The following is a 23,699-nucleotide window of genomic DNA, read 5'->3' as shown; positions in this document are numbered from 1 at the left end:
GTTGATCACTGATCACCATTCATCAGCGACTCTTCCCAAACCAGTAGCTCTCCTCAATACGGAATACGAAATGCCCATTGCGTTCAAGTGCTCTTGCGGAAAAGTCTACAAAGTTCCTGACGATGCAGCTGGCAAGAAGTTCAAGTGCAAAGCATGCGAGAAACCTCTGCAAGTCCCTGCTCCGGGAGCGAGGAAAGCAAAAAAGAAAGTTCCCGCAGAGCACGATCCGTTTTCGATGGATTTTGGTTTAGAAGATGATGCAGCCCCGGCAGCGCTTCCACCTCGCCGTAAAAAAGGTGGCGAAAGTAGCCCGAAGAAAAAAAAATCGGGAGCCTCTCCAAAAACTGAATCAAAGAAAGGGCTCTATATCGGCATTGGTGTCGTAGCCTTTCTAGTCGTTGGTGGTGTGGGAGGATTCTTTGCGGTTCAATCAATGGGCGACAGAGCACCTGCAGCGCCCGTTCAAGTCCAGTACAGCACTTTCAAGCACGAGCTGGGTGGATTTTCAGTGAAATATCCATCCGACTGGGAGATGAAAGAAGGGGGCGGAAGCGGTGGACGTCCGCCTTTCGCAAGCTTCGAGGACGGAACGGCGTATATCTCTATACGCCACAATCCTAAAGGAGCTTCCATTGGATCGATGGCATCACTTCCATCTGGAGGGCCAATCATCCCCGGTGAACAAGTGGAAGAAGACCCGCCTGCCAAATCTGTCCATGAGTTTATGGCAGAGACAGTCTATTCCATTGACTTCAAGGACTTTGAAGAACTCCCCGGAAAAGAATTCAAAGTCCCGTATGGAGTCGGCTGGCTTTCTGAATTCACCGGCACAGAAGGCTTCGGCAGTAAGAAAAAAGCCTATCGGTTGACGCTGACCGGAACAAATTTCCAGTACAACGTGATTTGCAAATGCCCATCACATAAATGGGATGATTACGAAGCAATCTTCATGGAAGTGATCAAAAGTATCGGCCGGTAGAACCACTGCCCAGGAATCGTGTGAAATCCTGTCCTGGGGAGGGGAGATCAGTTTCAAAAACATTTTTTCTGAAATTTGCAAGAAAATCAGAGTAAGAATTCCGCCGCTGAATACGACTGATATTGAAATCAATCTCAGTCATTACATGCAAGGTATGGGATTGTCCACGGAGTGGCAGTGCGGTATTGTGAAAAGTCAGCCACAAACGATTCACCCCGCACAAGAAAATTGAACTAAATACCTATCCGAAAATTGACATGACAAGCGATGACCTCGCAATCGCTGACAAAATCCTCAATTGTTCATAGCAATTTTGCATCAGAGGTACGCCTTCTGTCACGTCGAAATGAGCTATTCAGCAGCTGAAAAGCACTCATAACGGACACAAAAGCACGAAAGTGCTCTAAAATTGGTCCAGAAATCGATGTCATAACGTGTTTCCTCAATGTCAGAGGGGATCAAGAGTTTTCGGATCGGTTCGAGTAGGGTTTACTGCGGCATGGAAGACAAATTCTGGTACCTCAAAAACTGCCCTCTCTTTGAGAAACTCTCTGAAAGACATGTGCAGGAACTGGAATCTCAGTCGAGATCGCGGACTTTCGTGAAAGGAGGCATGATTTACATGCCAGCCGATCATGGAGAATCCGTATATCTGCTCACCTCTGGACGAATTAAGCTCTATCACATCACCCCCGACGGAAAGCAAACTCTGCTCGCCTTCATAGAGCCGGGAGAAATCTTTGGCGAGCTTGCCGTCTTCGACGCAGGCGGTCGTGAAGAATTCGCTGAAGCGATGCAGAAATCAACGCTCATTAAGATCCCTAAAGAAGTGATCCAGCGCTACATGGAACAGCACTCCGAGGTCGCACTGGGAGTCACCAAACTGATGGGATTCCGCCGGCAACGGATCGAACGACGCCTGAAATCGTTGCTGTTTCGGTCGAATCGAGAACGGCTGGTGCATCTCCTGGTTGAACTCGCCGATCAGTACGGGACCCGGATTTCCGAGGGAGTCCGCTTAGGAATCAAGCTGTCGCATCAGGAACTCGCGAGCATTATCGGCAGCACTCGTGAAACAGTCACAGTGGTGCTCGGAGAACTGCAGGCAGAAGGGAGCATCATCATTCAAAGGCGTCAGATCATTTTGACTCAAATTGAACGCCTCGCACGGAGTATTGAAATGGGCGTTCCGAACATTCCGGTCGACAGCCCATTCATCAATCGCAACAGACGCCCCGCTCGATATGGAGTTTGAATCGACAGATCGACATCCGCGATTCATCATACAAATCTGCAGGACTTCTGCCTCATCCCACAGTATTGTGGTGTGTTTCACAGACCAAAATTCCAGTTCAACCGATAATAAAGATGTGAACACGATCTCCCACTCAATGTTTAGGTCGCATCAAAGAAACTTACAACCCCCTTACGACATCGACAAAATCTGTTGAAGTCATTTCCGCCAACGATAACACCCCTTATAGATTTTGTCAGAGCACAACCCGATCTCTCGAAGAATCGTCCCGGTGAATTCATCAATGCAACACGACGACCAAGCACAATTTGATTCGAGTTCAACTGCTCCCAAACCATTACATGGAGTGGAAGAAGGTTGGGAGCAGTGCAATTCTGGGGAAATCCTGGGAATGCTGAATACCGTGCGGGCAAAGCGACGCAGAAAGCAACTGGCAGAAGCCGCTGCGGTCGGTGGGACGCTCATTTTGCTTTTCGCGGTTACACTGTGGTCAGTCCCATCTGGTCTTCCACCTCATCAAGGTCGGCCTGGCCAAGGTCGGGGTGTTGCTTGTCAGGAAGTCTTCGATCGTGCTGAAGATTTCGTGGCGGGAAACCTGAGCGCACTAGTCGCCGGACGTCTTGAAGAGCATCTCGCTCGCTGTCCTCGCTGTAAGCACCACGTAGAGCATCTCCGTGCTAACGCTGAATCGAATCAGGTCGTTCCGCCAGTTCTTCTCAACACATCTGCCGAACCATGCCATCTCTCGCAACAGACAAGCTCTGACCTGCCAACCTCAGTGACGTTAGCTAGCCGCTAAAAAAATTCTCTGCTCGAGCAGTTTGCTCTACCGTGTGCCTGTAAAGAACGCGTTTCATCAATAATATTGCTGTTCGCAAAAAGGCTGAACCTGCAGACCACTCCAAAAGATGCTTTAATCGCGACTGACTGAGAGTTTCGATTCTCAGGAAAGAAGTCACCATGTCCTGAACCAATCGTTGACCTCAGTCAACCAGGTGTGTTCGTCGCTCGTTCGCCATCGCTTGGCCATTCTTACATTACTGGCCGAGGCTCTTGCCCAAAGTCTTCCCAGTTGCCGACATTGCTTCGCCTTCGCGTAACTGCTTCACAATCTGTACAGACTGAAGTCTTTGTCGCTTCGTCATCAGTGTCTCCTTCGTCCATTATCGACCGGTGAGACTCTCACGACATCTGGATTTGAAATGGGGCGGCATGCCAACGTCGCCAGAAAAACCAGCGAAACAGGCGTTTTACCATGCCAAATAGTGATTACGAAGCCACTGTGACCAGAATCATCGCTGTAATCGGACAAATTTTTTAAAAAAAAACCTTGACGCATCAAGATTCGCTTACGCTTCCTGTTGGTGAACTATGGTTGCAGACTTCAACATTTTGAATCCAGTAGAAGATCAAAGCAAATGAATACGTTCCATCAAAACGTCCAAAGTGCAGTCGCTCACGTCTTTCCCACGATGCGACTGGCCATACTTTGCACTCTAATGATGGCTGTTGAATGCAGTATCTTGCTGATCTCCCCTGGACAACCGTTCCAGGCTGGAGGACCAATTCCCTGGGTCGTCCTCTTTTGGTTGATGTGGTTCTGGCTGACTGCCAGCTGGGGAATTTATTTCGTTGGCCGATTACTAAAGAAGGTTGAGAACCGTCCTTGGTGGCAAAATACCATCATAAAAACCAGCATCGGACTCTTAGGTTGTTTTTTGCTCCTGTTACATATTTGTAGTTGGGGTCTCTTTAAACAAGTTGGACTCTTCGCCAATCTGGAGGCTTATCGATTTCTGATTATCAATCCTCCAATGTCAATATGGAGGGATCTCACCGAGTCAGAGAAAATTGTACTAGCGACGACCCTTTTAGTCGTCGCAGGATGCTTCATATTGAGTTCCAGGTTGCTGAATTATTTCACGTCCGTTAAAGGCTTGGAACTTGATCCTAAAAAGTATGCAACCTCTCGCCGAATTGCTTTCCAACTCGTCACGATACTTTTGTTGATTCCATCCTGGGTGATTGCTTCAGATGGCAGTCGTATTCGGAGAGCGACCTGGTATCAAATCGTTAAAACCAGAATGCACCCTGTCACGACACTATCACTCTCGGCAGCAGAGCAATTCTTCCTGGAGCCAATACAACCTGTTATTGAAGAAGGTGACCTGGTTTCTCTAGATGAGAAATGGTCGCCACCACTGCCTCACACCAAGAAACCATCAGTGATCATTCTTGCAGTCGAATCTTTAAGAGCTGATACCGTTCACCTGAAACATCAGGGAAGAGAAGTTCTTCCGAACATTAATCGTCTTGCCAGAGAGGGGGTGGAGTTTACTTCAGCATATTCACAGAGCACCCATTCTGACTATGCGGATGTTTGTATTATCTCTTCACTTTATCCACTGCGAACTCGCGAGCATCATTATTACACGACTGCTGACCCTTGGCCGAAAACTTTAGCGTTTGACCTCTTCAAGGAAGTGGGATATTCCACAGCTATTATTTCCTCTCAGAATGAAGGCTGGGGGAACATGGATCAATTCCTGGAAACCCCTTCCTTAGATCTGTTCTACGACGCTGCCAGAAGTGGCATCAACAAACGCCCAGAGATTGATAACGAATCGTTTAAACGCGATCCCGGTTTTGTACATGAACTTCGTGTCGGAGCACTCACTACTGGCAAGCTTGAAGATCGCCAGACGATGGATCGTGCTCTCGACTGGTTGAATGAAAAGGTCGAAGCTGATGAACCATTCTTCCTGAGTATGAACTTCCAGTCTTCTCACTTTCCTTATGAAGTCCCTGAAGATGAAGAGCAACCTTTTCAACCTGCAGAACTCGCAGCAGATGTGAGTTTTATGGAATACCCCGAGGAAAGAACCCCTCAAGTGAAGAATGCTTATTACAACGGGATTCACCAATGTGATCACCAGATCGGTCGCATGGTTCGAGAACTCGAAAAACTAAAGATCCTGGATGATGTCATCCTGATTGTGTTGGGTGAGAACGGCGAAGCGCTCAATGAAAACGGGTACTGCGGGCACGCCCAGAAACCTGTTCAACCGATGATTCATGTTGCGACCATCATCCGTGCTCCTGAATACCTGGAACCTGCAACCGATAACTATCCATTGGAACATATTGATGTCATCCCAACCGTCCTGGGCATGCTCGACTGGAACCCGCATCCAAATTTTCAAGGGACTGACATCTTCGCTGAGGACCGAGTCCCTCTCGAAGATCGCTTACTTTACTTTCATGTGAATAACTGCTCCAACGAAGCAGAAGCAGTCATTCTCGGTGGTCGCTGGAAGTTAATGAAAGATCATCACTGGCAGAATGTGCATCTCTACGATCTCAAAACTGATCCAGGTGAGACCAACGATATCATTGAAGAAGAACCTGAACTGGCCCGACAGTTGCTTGATAAAGTTGAAATGTGGCGAGAAAATCAACTGGCGTATTACCATTACTCCAACTACTTCAGCAAATACTATCCACCACACAGACCGATGTGGAAGGAAGGTCTCTCAGAGATCGACCAATAACGTTCATCACTTTGCCTGCTTGGCATTGAAGTCCCCCATCGATAGTGGCCGACTGACTGAGAGTTTCGATTCCCAGGAAAGAAGTCACTCTCTGTGAGGAAGTTCGGCTGTTAATCCTGAATATGGCATGTGACGCATTTCCCTTTCAGGAAAATTTCATCGATGTGACCGAGCTTCTTAGTCCGCTGCATGGTCGCGGAGGTGAGATTGACCTCTTCGAGGCACGCTACCGTTCCGCATTGTGTGCATAAGAAGTGAGAGTGGGCTTTCCGTTTGGGGTTCGCAGGATCACTGTATTCAAATCTCCAGACCTGGTCACCCAGAGCAATTTTGAAGAGCAGCCCCGCGTCTGCCAGATCGTTCAAATTGCGAAAAATGGTCGCTTGATCTATCCCCGATGATTTGAGGCGACCTGTCAGTTCCGCGTGGCTCAGCGGGGCGTCAGCTGAGATGAGTTCCTGCAAGACGGCAGCACGTGCAGCGGTGTGGCGGAGACCGACTTCGCGAATCTGTTTTTCGGCGATCCCTTCTGTTTTCCTCATGGACACTTCTCTAGCAAATTTTTGCTGACTTCCAAAGACATCCCGTCGATCAATCAGATCAGATGTTGTAGCAATGAACACAATCTTCTTGAGTTCTCAACAGGAAGTTTGATCTTAATTCATGCTGAATTCTCTTCAAAGCCAGATGCAAACTAATTGCAAAAACTACTGCTAGTGCAGTTGACTTCTCCCGGTGATTATCGATAATCACCGCACGCGACTGGTCGGCCGCAAAATAAGAACTTGTCAATAACAATGCGTCATTGCGCCCGATCATATTCTGCTTATCGCTACGGCTTCGCGTCGCTGATCGGGTTCTATGCAATTCTTTGGACCGGTGGAACGGTTTGGCATGGTTTAACTTGCGGCCATCATCACCATTCTCTTGCTATCAGTTGTGAAGTTACTGAACTCAACGCTACGCCAAGTGATCATTGTTGCCATGATCACCATGCTGACTCTCAATCGTCTGATACCCCTGCGGCTCCACCTCATGATGAGGAGAACTGCCCGATTTGTCAGTGGTTCAGCCAGGCTCAATCAACGCCAGAAATGGCGATGTCGAAATCCGACGAGCAACTTATTGGATTCGCAACTCCATTCTCTGCTGAGTCCCCTTGTACGATCATCGTCGGCTTCTACCAATCTCGAGCTCCGCCAGCTTAGCGGAGACGAGTACGCTTTCAAGCATTACATTTCCGAGCAATTCGTCAGCATCGCACGCCCTTGCGGTGTGGCTGCGCGATGAGTGAAGACTGCCTTGTGAACGTTAGTGTTCTCGTCAAATGGAGCGATTAAAGCTTTCTCCGCTCCACTTTTGCCACCTCATCATTCACGGTTCTGCCGGGACAGGTTCGAACAGCTGAACGCTGTAGTAACTGCCTGTAATCCGTCTCCGTTTGTTCTGTCACTGTGTCTTCCTGGGAATCTCCGTTGCGGTTGGTGATCGGCACTAACAAGGTCCGACCAGTCCTTCGTTCCGCGCCTCCGTAGCGGAGTTCCTTTGAAACATCTTGATTCAGTGCGATCGCGGTATGCGCCGGGCAGAGTCAATTTCTCATTCAGATTTATTCAACGATCTTATCTCCACACAGGGAAATCACCATGACTTTTTATTCCTGGAAAGCGAGACGAGCATTTACGCTCATCGAGCTTTTGGTTGTTATCGCGATCATTGCGATTTTAATTGCTCTCTTGTTGCCCGCAGTGCAACAGGCACGCGAGGCGGCACGAAGAACTCAGTGCAAGAACAACCTGAAGCAACTCGGAATTGCACTACATAACTATCACGATACTCATAGTGTATTCCCAAATCAGGCGAGCGATTCGTTATACGGGTACTCCGCTTTATCTCAAATTTTGCCGTACATTGATCAAGGAAACCTGTACAACCAATTTGACTTCACTGAGCCGCTGCAGGTCGGATTACCATGGCAACCAATGGTGAATCCCGTCGCTTCTAACGTGGTCAAGAAGCCGCTTTCAGTATTACTTTGCCCAAGTGATGCCGGGGAGCCAATTTATGTTGACGACACCGGAAATGAATGGGCCGGGAGTAACTATCTCGTGAATGGTGGCTCGGGACGCGGTGTCGATTATTGCTCAAGTCTTAATGACGGACTCTTCTGGCGAGGATCGAAAACGAAATTTCGCGACCTGACCGACGGTGTCAGCAACACAGTATTTATGGGAGAAACTCTTTTCGGAAACCGTCGACCGGACACTTCAACTCTGGAAGATCCGCAACGTCAGCTTGAGCGTGTTAGTGGCGGTGCTCCTTGTAGTCCAACCGCAGTTGCAATCTTAGGCATGCCCGCCAGTAACTACGAAGGACGCCGGGCTGGTGCCTGGAGCCTCTCAACGGGATACCACAGTCTTGTGCAAGGATACCTCGCTCCCAATTCCGAAACTCCAGACCACTCTCATCACGGAGAAATCTTGTCAGGAATTCGCAGTACTCACGTTGGAGGCGCGCAATTGTCTCTGTGTGACGGAAGTGTGCGGTTCGTCAGTGAGAGCATTGACCTGGAAACGCTTCGCAACCTTTTCTCTCGCAACGATGGCGAAGTACTCGGCGAGTTCTGACATTTTTCTTCCACGATTCATTTCTATCGGAATAGCGATCTATGAATAGTCACGCACTAAAGATTATGTTTTTTCCATCCTGTTTGTTGAGTCAATCAACAGGATTCGCAACAGACTTGCCTGAGCAGCAGAACTGGACGTCGTTCCGAAACGGCGGACTCTCGACAGCGTCAGGTTCATTTCTGACTGAGTGGACGGAGTCCGAAGGAATTGCCTGGCAACGGGAACTGGTTGGCTACGGTCAGTCGACACCAGTCATATTCGAGGACAAGATCTATCTGACTTCAGTCGTCGGACCAATGAAAGAAGTCTGTCGGATCACCTGCCTGAATCTGCACAGCGGTAAAGAAATCTGGAGCGGACAATTTGACTCCTCGACACAGACGGAATCGAATTACATGCATTCGCGAGCGGCTCCGACACCGGTAGTCGACGCGGATGGGGTCTATGCATTTTTTGAAGGAGGAGACTTTGTTGCTTACTCACATTCAGGAGAAATGCTTTGGCAACAAAACCTTTCCGAAAAGTATGGTCCCTTCCAGAATAATCATGGGCTCGGAAGCTCCCCCGCTCAGACATCTGACCTGATTTTTCTAAACCTCGAACATCGCGGCCCGTCCTCTCTTATTGCAATTGAAAAGCCAACAGGCTTGTTACGCTGGCAGGTCGAACGACCTTCCGGCAACTCCTGGACCTCTCCAATCATCGTCCATGGAACCAACGAATCAAGTGTGGTCATCAGTTCCTCTGGATCGATAACGAGCTACAACACCGAATCAGGAACCAAACTGTGGGAGATCGACGGTGTCGAAGGGAATTCGGTGCCGTCGCCAACATTCGACGGGGCTCATTTACTCATCGGTTCGCGACTTCCCGAGTTTGGCTCGACAGCCGAGGCAGCGAGATCGAACTTCTGCCTGCAATTACAGGATGACCGATTTGACGTCCGCTGGAGAGCGGACAAAGTTGTCAGCGATTATGCCAGCCCTGTCATCGCTGCGAACTGTGTGTACTACCTCAACAAGGTGGGGGTACTCTCCTGCCTTGACTTGGCAACTGGTCGGTCACACTACACCAAACGTCTTGGTGTCGAATGCTGGGCGACACCTTTGGTCGCTGAGGGGCATCTCTATTTCTTTGGGAAAAGTGGTGAAACTGTCGTCATCAAAGCTGGCTGGAGTTTTGAGAGAGTGGCTACCAATCAACTTTGGGACGTGACGAATCCCCCCAAGCCAGAGACATACCTTGAACATCAAAAAACCGACGAGCATGACTCTTCTGGTGGGGGCCGCCGAAGCGGAATGGTTGCCACTCTTCTCAAGGGTGATGCAAACAATGACGGAATTCTCGCCCAGGAAGAAGTCCCAGATCAGTTCAAGGCGATGTTCCCGCGTGTGGACTTAAACGCTGACGGCACACTCGATGCCGAAGAACTGAAATTGATGGAAGAAAGCTTTCGTAAACGACGTGAAGGTTCACAAGAAGGAGCACGAGACCCGATCGTCTATGGCATCGCAGCCGCAGACGGAACCATTGTCGTTAGAACTGGGACTCGGGTTTACGCAATCCGTGAAACAGAAGAGGTGAAGCCATGAATCTGATCGGAAGATTCATTTCGTGTTTGCTTCTGTGCTATGGGCTTTATGGTTGTTCGCCAGGGAACACAACAACCATTTTAGATGAGGAATCTTTCACACTTCCTCAAGAGTTCGAAGAGGCCGGTGTCAAATGGACAAAGTCTAAAGAGCTTTCGGACGCAGAACTCCTCCATCTGTCAGCGTACTTCAAGAAACATCCCTCACTCGCAGAAGGTTCTGTCGTTCGAGGTGAACCGACGTTGTACACGAACACCAAAAAAGTCAAACGCTTCTACTGGGTTCGACACGGAACTGAGCAACTGGAGTGGCTGTACATTCAATTCCATGGCAGAAAAGCCTCGCTGAGGGAAGGTCACGGTTCACCACTTTCAAATTGAATTCGAAACCATCTTACACATTTCATTCCAAAAATCTGTTGAACAAGAACTATGAAAACTGCATATAAAAATTTCTTTTCCTATCTGACAAAGCTGTCAGTCTTACTCGTAATTGCATCTCAATCGCTGGCACTTTCAGGGTGTGGCAATACTGGAACGGAAGGTGAATCTCGCGAATTAACAGAAGCCGACATTCCATTGAAGCGAGATCGCGTGACCAGGCTTTTCTGGCAGGATCGAGAAGAGGATTCGTTGAAGTGGGCTGACTTGGCAAAGGGAGAAGAAGAGTGGTATCTGGATGCGCAAAAGATCCCCGATTTTCCAAAGCTCGATGGCGAGAAACAAGATCTCGTGCAAATGCAAATTCTTGACGGGAAATTGCTGGTAGGCGTTCGGGATAATGATGACGGAAAGTTTCAAAGTGGTTGGGTCGCCATCGATACCGGTGTGATCGAAGAGCCACACGGTGACCACTCAGACTGGACTTATGAATTTGATCCCAAAATTCAGGTGAGTCGCCTCAACAAAGATCAAGGAAATCCAGCCCATCTCTATTCCTACGATGGAAACTACTACTTGGCAAATGACTCGAAGAATGGATTTACTCGCCTTTTGCCAAATGAATTTAAAACCCAAGATCCGGGAACATTTCATTCTGGAGGAGGAAACCACATTACGATGGCGGCAGCAGACAATAAGGTCTGCTACTCGACCTGGATCGATGGTGGCGGTCCCAACAAGGGACGCGTCGATGTCGTCGACCTCAGTAAACCCAATGACACGAGTCTCGCGTACACATTCCATCTCCCTACCGGAGTCATTCATGGAGCAACAGTCAATTCCGGTCGTGTTTTCTTTGCCCCCGCTGATGGAATCTGCTGGACAGAGGCAGACACTGATCTCACGAAGACTCCCGACTCGATGAAGGTTCACCACATTTCACTCGGGAAAGACAAGGAGACGGACAAGCCACTACGCACAGGTTCATTTGTCAATCACCGCAACTGGATCATTTTTACGACCGGAACTACGGACTCGTCCGCCTTATGCCTGTTGAATGCGGAGTCTTCCGAGCCTGCAGTAATTAAAGTTCCAATCGAAGTTGCTGACGGTCTATCACTTGTGACGCCGAAAGTCATTCAATCCAGCACCGGTAAACGGTACGCATTCGTCTTTCAGGATCGAAAGGAGGGCGAAGGAATTGAGAAGCTGACGATCATTGATATCGATCCGGACGGAGACCGTAACTTCTCAGATGCCATAGTTTCGAAAACGATAGAAGTTGGACCGAGCAAGATTGAAGGTCACCACGGACACCATTCGATCTGCTTCACTCCCGATGGCAAATACGCTTGCCTGACGAACCCGGGTGACGGTTCCATCTGGGTGCTCTCACTCTACAACCTGGAAATCCTCGCAAAACTTCAGGCTGGCGGAACTCCTTCTGCAATTACAAACATCGGCGGGATGGATTTCCACTAGAGCATCCTTCGAATTGTTTTGCAGGACCTGCCTCGTGGCGAAAAACAATTTTATTGATGAAACGCGACCTTCTCAGGTACTCGGTAGAGCACGCTACTCTACCGGGAAATTCGAGTGAATGACTTTCCAGCCAGCATTCCCACAGCTGACACTTTAAAAATGAGTAGTTGATTTACACGCTATTGAGGGCGCCACGTCTGAAATCTGCCGGATCAATCATTACATTTGTTCAGATCATTTTAATCCCTAACGACTGAATCTTTCGAAGCGATTTCCCAGAAATCTTGTTGCAAAAACTAAACATGCTGACGCAGACCGAATTCAGCGGCGGGGAATTTCTCAGATTCAACGAAATGGGGCGTGTCCTTGTTTACGATTGTCAAATTCTCGTCCATAATTTTGTCGTTGAGCTTCACATTGACGTCGATGTGGAGAGCAACATCTTCACGCGGGCTGTAGTTATCTAACTCGTCGTCAGGTCTTGTCCTACCTGCCGACGAGTTTTTTTGTCGTCTCACGCAAAAGGTAATTCGAAGCTCCTCACGGATGCGGACGATGAGTTCATTCAGTCGGCGGCGATAAACGTCGGTTCTCAACTTCGAATCCGATTTTTCTTGGTGCCAAAGCAATCCGCGAATCGTGTAACGATCTCCACGTTGCTGCAACTGCTCTGTTGCTATCTGGATCGATTTGATGAAGTTGCGGTAACAAGGGCCCTGAGTCTCTTCGTCTCCAGCAATTCCCGGCTTCCAGTCAGCTCGCAGACTGGTGCCTCCCTTTGAGCCATTGATGAGTGCCAGCTTGCGTTCAGGTTTGTTCTGCAACATCGAACGAGCAAAACCAATTTCGGGTTCAAATGTTGGCGAAGGAAGTTTGCCTCGGTATTTCGGAGGGACGCTGAATCCAGGGGCGAGGGTCTGCCAGCCATCGCTCGAACTGAAGACGTTCCGGTAGAATATAATGACGTCGTCTATCGGTTGCTTTTGCTTTTCAGGCAACTCACTCACAAGTCCTCGACCGTCCATGTTGGACTGCCCTGCAAGTAGATAGACGTCGTAATCATCTGCCACGGAGACTGTTTGGAAAGCCATGCAAAAGAAGACCAAAGGCACGATGCATTTCAATTCAGGAAGAGTTGTTATCGTCTCGTATGCCTTTGATTTGTTAACACTTTAAAAGCCGAGAACAAGCGGCAAGGATGCAGATCAATAGCGGTAGTCTGCTCCGTCTCGACTCCGCTGGCAACTTGCATCAAGCTCCTTTAGTTCTTTATGAAGCTGTTCCATCTGATCTGGAAATTCACTGGACAGGTCATGTTCCTCAAACGGGTCTTTTGCGATATTAGAACCAGTCCGAAAACCTCTGGAATAGCCGCTTGTCTCAACGTTTGAGTGAGCAATATCAGGTTTCAGGACCAGTTCTAGAGCAGTTTGCTCTACCGTGTGCCCGTGAAGAACGCGTTTCTCTAGTAATAATGCTGTTCGCCACGAGGCAGAACCTGCAAACCAATTCGAAAGATGCTCTAAACAGTTTCATTTTACCATTCTTTTTGGCTTCTCGGAGCAGTTTCCAGTCGCCGGAAATAATCGCCTGACCGTCGATACCCTGGTGCAACCTGCGATAGCCGAAGAATAAACTTCGCTCTCGTTTCGTGACTTCACCACGAATCACTGACATCAGGTCAATTCCATCGATAGGTCGAGAACCCTTCGTTACCATTGAGTCGCCCACAATTGAAGCAATCGTCGGAAGGTAGTCAACCGTGCTGCATCGCACGTCTGTTGAGCTTCCAGAAGGAATGACGCCAGGCCACTCAGCACAGGCAGGAACCAGTACGCCTCCTTCATACATCATGTGCTTGTGACCTTTGAAAGGCCCGGCGGAGGCGACACCTTTTTTCGCTAAACCATCGGAGGGACCGTTATCGCTGCAAAAGAAAACCGCAGTGTTCTTCTCGATTCCGAGTTCGCGTAATTTCGTTCTCAGGCGACCGATCTGTTGATCCATGGCTGTTCCTCGCACAAGGGGATGGGTCACCACACACAGCCGCATCGAATACAAAGCTTACCCACAGCTGACAAGAATCGACTAACATCACCAATGTTGGGAGCGACTCACTCCAACTAACTTAGAAAACTGAGAGCATTTTCGTACAGCGGTCCTCTGCGGAGAGGACTTAGAAACAATATCACCATGAAACAAAAACCAATCATCTACCTCGACATGGACGGGGTCTTGTTTGACTTTGTGTCTGCATTTGGCAAAGTTTTGAACATCCCCAACATCGACGAACGACTGGCACCAGCCGTTCGCAACATTGCTGCACAAATCGGCATGACAGAGGATGAAATGTGGGAAAAGGTCAGTCATCACGGACACCACTTCTGGGGGAAGATGCCAGTGTACCCGTGGTTTCACGAGCTCGTGGATCTCGTAGAGGAAAACTCCAGCGAGTGGTACATCTTGTCCTCTCCAGCCCGCAATTCCGATTCATTAAAGGGTAAGCTAGAGTCTCTGAAGCTGATGTTCGGAGAGAGATTCCGTCGGTATATCCTTACACCAAATAAGCGATTGCTTGCTGGCCGAAACCGGATTCTGATTGATGATTACGAGCGACATTGTGAAGAGTTTGAAATGAATGGTGGGGACGCGATTCTGTTCCCACGACAGTGGAACATCAATCATGAGATGGCAGATGAGCCAATGCATTACACAAAGAAGATGCTGGCCAGAATCGTTGATGAGAATCTGGGCGAGTAGAAGCAGCTAAGAAGCTTTCAGTTCTACCAGATTCAACATGCTCAATTCTAAGACGACCTCCGCCAATCTCGTTCTGAATGATGCGACCGACCTGAGTTTCACATCGCACTGAATCAAAAATTGAGTATGGAAATTTGCCACGAAGTGAACGCTTCGCAGGCTGTGGAAGGCATCGATTTGACGACGATTCGCTCCTCACCGATGTCCCTCTGTAGAGTTCACCATTCCTCTTACAGCGACAACTCACCGAAGGTGGGTGATGTCAACGACTTCGGTCAAATCTGAACGTAAATTGCAGCGTTTCTGCTCGACAAATCTTCTTCATATTTGGGGGCAGTTTCTTCTGGGGAGTCTCTGTGATTAGATAATGATTCAAGTCAAATTTCAAAATAACTCAAGGCTGTTTGCCGATGCAAATCGGTTGCGTTGAGGTCGAAGTGAGTAAGTTCAAACGAAATGTTCGGAGGCGATCTGTACAGTTCCGACTCATGTCATTCCGGCAGTTTGTGCCATCCAACGCTGAATATTTTGCATCAAGAGGATGATACCGGGTTCTTATATTGAGGGGAAATTCGGCATCGGGCTAGTATCGCCTCGCATGTCCATTTCCGAACAATTCCAGGCTCGTCGACACAGGTGGATCGTTTTCTTCGTACACCTTTTGTGGATGGGGTGCGCCTCTCGTGAGTCGGCTATTTTTTGGGAAACGAATTCAGAGCCGCCTTTTTCATCGAGCGGTGAAATGATTCCTCCAGATCACTGGTGGCTCACGTTTGGAGATTCTCGACTGAACTCATTGATTGAATTATCCTTCCAGGGTAATTTTGATTTAGTAGCTGCCGTAGAAAGAATAAATGCGGCAAACGCACTTGCCCGTCGTGAAGCTTCCGATTTTTTCCCTGATGTGAACGGGTTTCTTGAAACAGAAAGCACTTTTTTCACGAACGGTCCCGATCGGGCGGACTATGCACTTGGTGTCGACCTCAACTATCCAGTGGACCTTTGGGGAGAAATCGAATATCGAGTCGAAGGAGAAAACTTAAGAGCTGCTGCGACAGGTGCTGACTATCACGCCGTTGCCTTAAATCTTTCCGGTCAAATTGCACGAACATGGTTTGCGTTGATCGAAGCTCATGCTCAGCTGGCTTTGCTCAATGAGCAAATCAGGACGAACCAGACCGGGGTTGATCTTCTGGAAGCTGCATTCGGTGGAGGAATTCGACGCGGCCCCGATGTGTTTCGTCAAAGACAACTTGTCGAATCGACACGTGAACAGGCGGTCGTCGTTCAGCTCCAAATCGAACTGCTTGAACATGTTCTCGCAGTTCTCTTGGGGCATCCACCTCAGGAAGCGACATATGAGACTCAGGAAAATTTACCTGAACTGCCAGCTGCGCCAGCCACCGGACTTCCTGCGGAACTGGTTCAACGTCGCCCAGACGTTCGTCGTGCTTTTCTGGAATTGTCGGCAGCCGACTATGACTTCGCAGCGGCTGTGAGCGCCCAATATCCACGATTGAATCTTACTGCGTCCCTCACGTCTTTGGCAAAAAGTCCTGAAAAGCTCTTCCAGGAATGGGCTGTTGGTCTCGGTGGTCAATTGATTGGTCCGCTGCTGGATGGCGGTCAGCGTCGCGCCGAAGTTGATCGACGTTATGCGATCGTGCAAGAGCGGTTCGCCGAGTATAACCAAACAACGCTGCTTGCGTTTAGACAAGTCGAAGACGCACTCGCACGTGAACGTTATATCCTCGAACGAATTGATCGCCTCAAGGCCCAATTGGAAGAGGCAGAGAAGTCCACGCCCATTCTCCGCAGGTATTATTTTATTCAGGAGGTTGACTACCTGAACGTGCTTAGTTCAATTATGTCTGAGCAGAGCTTGCAGCGTGAAGTCTTGTCCGCCAGACTAGACCTGATACAAAATCGTGTAGAACTCTACCTCGCCCTGGCAGGAAGCTTTGAGCCGACTGCTCCCGCAACCTTTGATGTTCCCTCCACTGTAGAAGTTGACTCGAACGAACCAACTGAAGTTGTTGATTTATTAGAGTTAGACGAAGAAATTTCTCCTCCTGAGATCATTGTCGATGAGTGATTCGCCGAAATCAAAACCGAAGTGGCGTTGGGTTCGCATCATTCTTACGATCATTATCTGCCTCGGAATTATCAGCGCCTCGGTTGCGGCGGTTGTGGTGATCAATCAAACCGAGCCGACAGCTCAAAAGATTGAATCGACACGGAAATCGGCAGCGCTGGTTGAGACGATGACAGTCCAACGTGGGGCATTTTCACCACAGATTGTTGTGCTGGGATCGGTCGAACCAGCCAGCGATGTTATTCTCAGTCCTCGTGTTAGCGGACAAGTTCTTCTCATGGGGCCGAAGCTTGTTCCGGGAGGGATGATCAAGAAAGGCGACCTTCTCTTAAAGATCGACCCTGCGGATTTTGAGAATGCTGTCTCGATCAAAGAAAGCGAACTGCAGCAGACCCAAGCATCGTTGAAAATCGAAGAAGGACGTCAATCAGTCGCCAAACAGGAACTCGCTTTGCTCGAAGGTACAATCCAGGGTGCCGATCGCGAACTGGTCCTGCGAGAACCACAAATTGCATCGATTCGTGCTGAAGTGAGTGCCGCTGAAGCAGCCGTTCAACGTGCAAAACTGGACTTGGAACGGACCGAAATCTTCGCCCCATTCGACGCGCATGTTATGAGCCGTTCGGTCAATGTCGGATCGCAAGTTCGACCAGGTGATGAGCTTGCCCGGCTCGTTGGTGTCGAAGAATATTGGATTATGGCATCTGTTCCCATCCGTCACTTGAAATGGATTCAGTTTCAAGACAAAGACCAGCGTGGTTCAGAAGTCATACTTCGAAATTCCGATAGTTGGCCCGCTGGAGTCACACGGACCGGGACGGTCGCTCGCATGATCGGAACTCTGGATCCGCAGACACGACTTGCGAGTGTGTTAATCACAGTGCAAGATCCTCTCTCACTGGAATCAGATGCTCCTCCACTGATTCTCGAAACGTTGATGGAAACTCATATCACTGGTCGAACCATCGAAGATGTGATTCAGTTAAACCGTGAACACATTCATGAAGGGGATACTGTCTGGGTCATGAAAGATGGCAAGCTGGAAATTCGCCGCGTAGAGATCGTTTTTCGAGATGGTGAAGATGCCTACATCCAAAGTGGATTAAGTTCGGGAGACGAAGTTGTAATCACGAATCTCGCAACAGTTGCAGAAGGGATTGGACTGCGAAAGGCCGCTACGACACCGATTCAAACCGAAAATTCAGGCGAGGTATTGGATTGAGTGCCGAAATCGATCAACCGAAGCCTTCTCCAGGACCAATTGCCTGGATGGCTCAAAATTCCATCGCAGCCAATCTCCTGATGGTGATTCTGCTAGGTGGGGGAGTCTGGTCAGCATTTACGATTCAGAAGGAAGTCTTTCCTCAGTTTCAGCTAGATGTTGTGGAAGTCAGCGTCGGTTATCCGGGAGCTGCTCCGTCCGAAGTAGAACAGGGAATTTTACGCCCAATTGAAGAAGCAGTTCGCGGCGTTGATGGGATTCGAGAAATAACCAGCGAAGCCCGCGAAGGTCAGGGAGATGTGCTGATTGAGCTCGTCGCTGGACAGGACCGGATGAAAGCGTTCCAGGACATCGATCAGGCAGTCAATCGAATTCGAACGTTTCCTGACGACATCGAACAGCCCGAAGTCAGTCTGCAATCCGAACAACAAGAAGTCATGGAAGTCGGATTGTTTGGTCCAGTCGATGTCTGGACGCTTCGAAAACTGGCGGAACAACTCCGCGACCAACTGCAATCACACGAGCAAATCACGCAGGTCGAATTGGGAAGAGTTCCGGGGTATGTCACACATGTTGAGATTCCCCGGCAGCGACTACGAGAATACGGCTTAACTCTTTCGGATGTTGCTCGCATCATACGAACGTCCAGCCAGGATGTGGCTGCGGGTGCTGTGGAAACAAGCTCCGGCCAAATTTTGCTCCGCCTCAAAGCCCGTAAACAACAAGCCGACGAGTTCGCACAAGTTGAGATTGTCAGTGGGGCCGAAGGACAGGTCGTTACCTTAGGCGATATCGCGACAATCCGAGATGGATTTGAAGAAATTGGATTCCATTCTCAGTTCAATGAGACCCCTTCGGTCGAGCTGAATATCTTCCGTGTCGGCTCGCAATCACCAATCGATATCGCCAAGGCGGTCGAAGAGACGATGGCGGACTTCGAAAGCTCATTGCCACCGGGAGTGAAGTGGCGCATCGACAATAATAACGCAGAAGAGTTTCGCCGCAGATTGAGTCTGGTCATCGAAAACGCTGTTCTGGCGGTCGTCATCGTGTTGGTCATCTTGTCCCTCTTTTTAGAATTCCGTTTGGCGTTTTGGGTGATGATGGGCATGGCCGTCTCGTTTATAGGCGGTGTCTTGCTTCTGCCTCTCGTCGGTCTGAGCATCAACATGATCTCACTATTCGGATTTCTAGTAGTACTGGGAATTGTCGTTGATGACGCTGTAGTTGTGGGCGAAAACGTTTACGAAGAGCGGCTAAAACAAAAAAGCGATCTCTCAGCTGCGATCGATGGGACCAAAGATGTTGCCGGCCCGGTGCTCTTTAGTATTCTGACGAATATTGTTGCGTTTATTCCCCTGCTCTTTATTCCAGGCGAAACAGGAAAATTTTGGCGACCATTGCCAGCTGTCGTCATTGTAGTGCTGGCACTTTCGCTGATTGAATCCCTTTTCATACTCCCTGCCCACTTGACGCATGCCGGTTCGGCATCACGGTCTCGTGGATTGCGAGGATTTTTGCATCACGGACAGCAAAGTTTCAGCCGAGGCTTCACTCGTCTCGTGGAAATCATTTACGGCCCAATCTTGAAACTATGCTTGAAAATCCGCTACGTGACGACATCCCTGGCACTCGGAATATTTCTTATTATCGGTGGGTACGCCTTGAGCGCCCACATGGGCATGGTTCTGATGCCAGAGGTCTCAGCCGATGAGATTGAATGTGGTGTGCGTCTACCCGTTGGAACGACTCGCGAGCAGTCTGCAGAACTCGCTGCGATTGTGACCCAGGCAAGCCAACGTATGTTTGACGAACACAATCTTCATGAAGTGGCAGAAGGGATTAAAACGAATGTCCGGAGGCAAAACTTTATTGACGTCGAAATTGTTCTCAAGCCGCCCGATCAGCGAGACATGACTGCAAACGAAGTCATTGAACTCTGGAGAGATTCCATTGGAGATCTCCCCGGAGTCGATCAAATTACATTTGAAGCCGAGAGTGGTCCAGGTGGTTTTCGACAGGACATCAGTATCGATCTCAGCCATAGCGACGTCGATGTGCTTGGCAAAGCTTCGCAAGCATTTGTAGAACGTCTCGAAAGTTTTTCAAATACTCGTGACGTAAGTGATAGCTTCAACAAAGGGAAATCTCAGTATGACTTCAAACTTCGTCCCGAAGGCCGAGCCCTTGGGTTGACTGACGAAGAGGTTGGTGACCAGTTACGATCCGCATTTTTCGGTTCGCTGGCACTTCGACTCCTTCGAGGAACAAACGAAATCGAAGTCCGGGTGAAGCTGCCTGAAGAGCAACGAAAAGACATTCATCACCTCGAAGATTTGATCATCCGAACTCCCGATGGAGTGGAAGTTCCATTACTCGATGTCGCTGATGTAGAAAAAAGTGAAGCATTCACAAGCATCAACCGCCGCAATGGTCGGCGGGTTGTCAACGTTTCAATGGATGTCGATCCCAAGCGTGCTGTCACCCAGGTGATTAGCGCTCTACGAGAAGAAACGCTTCCGCAACTTCGCGATGATTACCCCGGAATCACCTGGACCTTCGAAGGCAGCGATGCCGAGATGCGGCAGGCGACTTCGGCACTTTGGGGATATTTTGGACTCGCATTGGCGATAATCTACTCACTCCTGGCAGTCGCTTTCCGAAACTATGTTCAGCCATTCATCGTACTGGTTGCGATCCCTTTCGGAATCGTCGGTGCGGTGTTGGGTCATATGTGGTTAGGTTACGACCTCTCGCTCGTCAGTCTCATGGGAGTCATCGCACTCTCAGGAGTTGTCATCAATGATTCACTGATCATGATCGACTACGCAAACCGTAATCGCGGCGAGAACTCTGCGTTCGAAGCAATTACCCAAGCTGGTCTCCGTAGGTTCCGACCAATCCTGCTCACAACGCTGACAACATTTGGCGGGCTCATCCCACTCATCTTCGAGACCTCTCTCCAAGCCCAATATATCATTCCCATGGCGATCTCACTCGGCTTCGGCATTCTCTTTTCCACAACCATTATCCTCGTACTGGTCCCTTGTCTGTACTTAATCCTCGAAGATATTTATCAATTTTATACAGTCAGACCCTAATCATTCGCGACCTATCAGCGTCTAACTCGTATAACATTCTGGGTGGTTTTGGAGGTCAATTCTCTGGGTGTTGGAATGATGACTTGGGAGTAGAGCAGGACCTTCTGGTATGCCCCCAACACATCAGGCGGGTTCAATTTTTGGGGGCATTTCACTTGTGAAGAATGTTTCTCATCTGATGAAACACTCAATTCTACGAAACTTGTCACGGGGATTTTTTCTCAAAATGCTTTCTGTGCTGAGCATCAATGCGAATAGCCAGACACCTGAGGTGTCTGGCTATTCGTTTCGGAATATTATTCGGCACTTTCTTCATCTGTTCATGCTTTACTTGTTCGGCTTAGTAACGATTGCTGTGTCCGCTGTTGTGATGACTCCCGTGGTGACTCCCGTGGTGACCGCCGTGGTGACCGCCATGATGCCCACCGTGGTGATTGTTGTGGCTGTTGTAATGGCCGTGTGAATTGTGGTGCGAGTTGTGATGGTTCTTGTAATGACCGCCGAAGTGATGCCCACCAGAATGATGGTTGTTGTGGTGTGAATTAAAGTGTCCGCCATGGTGGTGATGGGAATTATGATGAGAGTTGAAATGCCCGCCGTGGTTGCTTCCGTGATGATTGCCGTGGAAGCTCCGATTCGATGAGCTTGATCGGTTCCCGGAGAAATTTCCGTAACGGGATGAAGAGTTGCCGCTTGATCGTGATGACGACGAACCGCCTGAGTTGCGTTGACTGAAATTGCTGCGGGAAGAAGACGATGATGATCTGTTGAATGATGAGTTGCTACGGCCCGAGTTGGATCGTGAGTCAGCCAAAGATGTTTCAGCGAAGCAGCCAGCGATAACAGTGACAGCGAACAGGCAGTTGAGGGTTGAGCGAAACATCTTCATTCTCCGGTGTGTTGTTTTGAGTTTTTGTTGTTGGCCTTGCTGGCCGGTAAAACTCTCAGCGGAGAAACAAAAAGCATGTGACACGTTTTCTCAGAAAAAACCGTCTTTCATTAAAAACAGCAAAAAATCAAACCATTCCTCACACGCAAACAAGCGCTCATCGCACCAAAGCAGACGTTGCCAACGACACACGCACAGCACGCGACAAACCCGTAACCCGAATGTGAACAAGCAGTTACATCATCCCAAAAACTTCTTTTCATAAGATGAATGTGAGTGAAGATTTGAAGGTTGCACTGAAACTTCGCAAACAATCCTCGACATTAATACAGCAACGGTTGAAGTTTTGAGCGAATGTTCTTTCAATCAATCACTACATCACATTGGATTTCAGAATACGTCAGAAAATGGTGTCACTTTTCAAGCTGATCAGGATCGAATTCTTCATGAAGACTCGGTCTCTCACTCACAGCGAAGAGTAGGCATTCGCGGAACGTCGACCGATTCGCGAAGATCAAGGTACTGTCCGAATGAAAATTAAAGTTTTTTTTGAAGCTCAGCTCCGTCAGGCAGCAGGCACCGATTCGACTGTTGTCGAACTCGATGATGCGGGATCAATTCAACATGCCTTTTCCGCATTGGCCGCGTCGGCGTCTGATGATCTCGCCAATCGACTGGTCGATGCCGCAGGACTTCCGCAACGCAGTCTATTGGTTTTCATCAACGATCAACCGGTCTCAGCAGATCGTTTCAGTGATCCGATTTTGAAAGAAACTGACACACTCTCGATTTTGCCTCCCATCGCCGGAGGTTGAGACAGTTTCAAGGTACTTCAATTGACGATGGATGGGGCAAACCAACAAGGCCTCGCAAACACGAACACGTGAAATCAAGAATATGTCAGCAACTCAGCAGCACCTTACAGAAGAAGAAAAAGCTCGATACGAATGGCAAATCTGGACACCAGACATTGGTGAAGCCGGGCAAGAGAAGCTGAAGTCCGCAAGTGTTCTCGTATCTCGATTGGGAGGTGTCGGCGGAACGGTTGCATATTATTTGGCTGCGGCCGGAATCGGGAAACTGGTTCTGGCACATGGTGGGAACGTGAAGCCGAGCGACTTGAATCGGCAACTCCTCATGACGACAGACTGGCTCGGACAACCGCGAAGCGAATCGGCTCCAAGACGTCTTCGAGAGTTAAACCCGAATGTCGAAATTATCACGGTGAGCGAAAACATCAACGAAGAGAATGTCGACGCTCTTGTGGAGCAGGTCGATCTGGTCGTCGATGCGGCTCCTTTGTTTTCGGAACGGTTTGCCATGAATCGGGCCTGTGTCGAGCAGCAGAAGCCGCTCGTTGAAAGTGCCATGTTCGATTTCGACGCCCAATTAACAACGATCGTACCGGGAAAAACACCCTGCCTGGCCTGCATTTATCCAGAAGATCCTCCACACTGGAAACGAGAATTCCCTGTCTTTGGGGCAGTTTCCGGGACAATCGCTGCGATGGCAGCGGTGGAGGTGATTAAATATTTCACCGGCATCGGGGAAACGCTTCAAGGAGAAATGCTGTGGGCCAACCTGCGTCGTATGGAATTCAAAAAACTTCCGATTCAAAAGCGGACCGATTGTCCTGTTTGCAGCGGTCTGACGTAATGTCTCGAAACAGACTGACATTCCCAGCAGAGAAAAAATGAACCCCAAACCTGGCCGAGTATTGATGTTCCATGCCGGGAATGAGACGATGCTCAGCTTGATCAGTT

Annotated in this window: 19 protein-coding genes; 15 read left to right on the top strand and 4 right to left on the bottom strand. The window is 49.1% G+C overall.

Annotated features, from left to right (window positions below):
- Positions 1–70 precede the first annotated feature (70 nt).
- The 4 genes from ACN0YR_RS21890 (at position 71) to ACN0YR_RS21875 (ending at position 5,785) form a co-directional block, all read left to right on the top strand.
- The gene (locus tag ACN0YR_RS21890) at positions 71–979 is read left to right on the top strand and encodes a hypothetical protein (RefSeq protein WP_417851343.1); all 909 of its coding nucleotides are present in this window, start codon (positions 71–73) and stop codon (positions 977–979) included.
- A 445-nt stretch (positions 980–1,424) separates the two neighbouring features.
- The gene (locus tag ACN0YR_RS21885; RefSeq protein ID WP_417851342.1) at positions 1,425–2,234 is read left to right on the top strand and encodes a Crp/Fnr family transcriptional regulator; all 810 of its coding nucleotides are present in this window, start codon (positions 1,425–1,427) and stop codon (positions 2,232–2,234) included.
- A gap of 283 nt (positions 2,235–2,517) precedes the next feature.
- Positions 2,518–3,033, top strand: a complete 516-nt coding sequence (locus ACN0YR_RS21880; RefSeq protein WP_417851341.1) for an anti-sigma factor family protein — start codon at positions 2,518–2,520, stop codon at positions 3,031–3,033.
- Positions 3,034–3,652: 619 nt separating this feature from the next.
- Positions 3,653–5,785, top strand: coding sequence for a sulfatase (locus tag ACN0YR_RS21875; protein WP_417851340.1), 2,133 nt, complete (start codon positions 3,653–3,655; stop codon positions 5,783–5,785).
- A 110-nt stretch (positions 5,786–5,895) separates the two neighbouring features.
- Here the strand turns inward: ACN0YR_RS21875 and ACN0YR_RS21870 are convergent, their stop codons facing one another.
- Positions 5,896–6,327: a Fur family transcriptional regulator gene (locus tag ACN0YR_RS21870; protein WP_417851339.1), complete on the bottom strand. Its 432-nt coding sequence runs from the start codon at positions 6,325–6,327 to the stop codon at positions 5,896–5,898.
- A 255-nt stretch (positions 6,328–6,582) separates the two neighbouring features.
- Here ACN0YR_RS21870 and ACN0YR_RS21865 point away from each other — a divergent pair, with 255 nt between their 5' ends.
- From ACN0YR_RS21865 to ACN0YR_RS21845, 5 genes are all read left to right on the top strand, one after another.
- Positions 6,583–6,993, top strand: a complete 411-nt coding sequence (locus ACN0YR_RS21865) for a hypothetical protein (RefSeq protein ID WP_417851338.1) — start codon at positions 6,583–6,585, stop codon at positions 6,991–6,993.
- A 438-nt stretch (positions 6,994–7,431) separates the two neighbouring features.
- On the top strand, positions 7,432–8,412 hold the full coding sequence (locus ACN0YR_RS21860) for a DUF1559 domain-containing protein (protein WP_417851337.1): 981 nt from the start codon (positions 7,432–7,434) through the stop codon (positions 8,410–8,412).
- 65 nt (positions 8,413–8,477) lie between these two features.
- On the top strand, positions 8,478–10,007 hold the full coding sequence (locus ACN0YR_RS21855) for a PQQ-binding-like beta-propeller repeat protein (RefSeq protein WP_417851336.1): 1,530 nt from the start codon (positions 8,478–8,480) through the stop codon (positions 10,005–10,007).
- On the top strand, positions 10,004–10,387 hold the full coding sequence (locus ACN0YR_RS21850; protein WP_417851335.1) for a hypothetical protein: 384 nt from the start codon (positions 10,004–10,006) through the stop codon (positions 10,385–10,387). The genes ACN0YR_RS21855 and ACN0YR_RS21850 overlap by 4 nt, the downstream gene beginning before the upstream one ends.
- 51 nt (positions 10,388–10,438) lie before the next feature.
- The gene (locus tag ACN0YR_RS21845; RefSeq protein WP_417851334.1) at positions 10,439–11,869 is read left to right on the top strand and encodes a hypothetical protein; all 1,431 of its coding nucleotides are present in this window, start codon (positions 10,439–10,441) and stop codon (positions 11,867–11,869) included.
- A 296-nt stretch (positions 11,870–12,165) separates the two neighbouring features.
- Here the strand turns inward: ACN0YR_RS21845 and ACN0YR_RS21840 are convergent, their stop codons facing one another.
- Positions 12,166–12,960 (bottom strand): sialate O-acetylesterase, encoded by a 795-nt coding sequence (locus tag ACN0YR_RS21840; RefSeq protein ID WP_417851333.1) that lies wholly within the window; start codon positions 12,958–12,960, stop codon positions 12,166–12,168.
- Between the two features lie 310 nt (positions 12,961–13,270).
- Positions 13,271–13,876: a sulfatase-like hydrolase/transferase gene (locus ACN0YR_RS21835; protein WP_417851332.1), complete on the bottom strand. Its 606-nt coding sequence runs from the start codon at positions 13,874–13,876 to the stop codon at positions 13,271–13,273.
- Positions 13,877–14,062: 186 nt separating this feature from the next.
- Between ACN0YR_RS21835 and ACN0YR_RS21830 the strand changes: the two genes are divergently transcribed.
- The 4 genes from ACN0YR_RS21830 to ACN0YR_RS21815 all read left to right on the top strand — a co-directional run bounded on the left by ACN0YR_RS21830 (position 14,063) and on the right by ACN0YR_RS21815 (position 21,047).
- Positions 14,063–14,629, top strand: coding sequence for a hypothetical protein (locus ACN0YR_RS21830; protein WP_417851331.1), 567 nt, complete (start codon positions 14,063–14,065; stop codon positions 14,627–14,629).
- 598 nt (positions 14,630–15,227) lie between these two features.
- Positions 15,228–16,724, top strand: coding sequence for an efflux transporter outer membrane subunit (locus ACN0YR_RS21825; RefSeq protein ID WP_417851330.1), 1,497 nt, complete (start codon positions 15,228–15,230; stop codon positions 16,722–16,724).
- Complete coding sequence (locus ACN0YR_RS21820; protein ID WP_417851329.1) at positions 16,717–17,946, top strand: efflux RND transporter periplasmic adaptor subunit; 1,230 nt, start codon at positions 16,717–16,719, stop codon at positions 17,944–17,946. The genes ACN0YR_RS21825 and ACN0YR_RS21820 overlap by 8 nt, the downstream gene beginning before the upstream one ends.
- A gap of 47 nt (positions 17,947–17,993) precedes the next feature.
- The gene (locus tag ACN0YR_RS21815) at positions 17,994–21,047 is read left to right on the top strand and encodes an efflux RND transporter permease subunit (protein ID WP_417851348.1); all 3,054 of its coding nucleotides are present in this window, start codon (positions 17,994–17,996) and stop codon (positions 21,045–21,047) included.
- Positions 21,048–21,374: 327 nt separating this feature from the next.
- Here ACN0YR_RS21815 and ACN0YR_RS21810 read toward each other — a convergent pair whose 3' ends face one another.
- Positions 21,375–21,605 (bottom strand): hypothetical protein, encoded by a 231-nt coding sequence (locus ACN0YR_RS21810; RefSeq protein WP_417851328.1) that lies wholly within the window; start codon positions 21,603–21,605, stop codon positions 21,375–21,377.
- A gap of 861 nt (positions 21,606–22,466) precedes the next feature.
- On the opposite strand from ACN0YR_RS21810, the gene ACN0YR_RS21805 reads away from it, so the two are divergent.
- Both ACN0YR_RS21805 and ACN0YR_RS21800 read left to right on the top strand, forming a co-directional pair.
- Positions 22,467–22,751, top strand: a complete 285-nt coding sequence (locus ACN0YR_RS21805; RefSeq protein ID WP_417851327.1) for a MoaD/ThiS family protein — start codon at positions 22,467–22,469, stop codon at positions 22,749–22,751.
- An 82-nt stretch (positions 22,752–22,833) separates the two neighbouring features.
- Positions 22,834–23,592 carry a HesA/MoeB/ThiF family protein gene (locus ACN0YR_RS21800; protein ID WP_417851326.1) on the top strand — a complete coding sequence of 253 codons (759 nt, stop codon included), beginning with the start codon at positions 22,834–22,836 and terminating at the stop codon, positions 23,590–23,592.
- The last annotated feature ends 107 nt before the right edge of the window (positions 23,593–23,699 follow it).

This window comes from Thalassoglobus sp. (genome assembly GCF_048270125.1).
In the GTDB taxonomy this organism is placed as follows: Bacteria; Planctomycetota; Planctomycetia; order Planctomycetales; family Planctomycetaceae; genus Thalassoglobus.
This window is presented reverse-complemented; position numbering and strand designations above follow the sequence as displayed.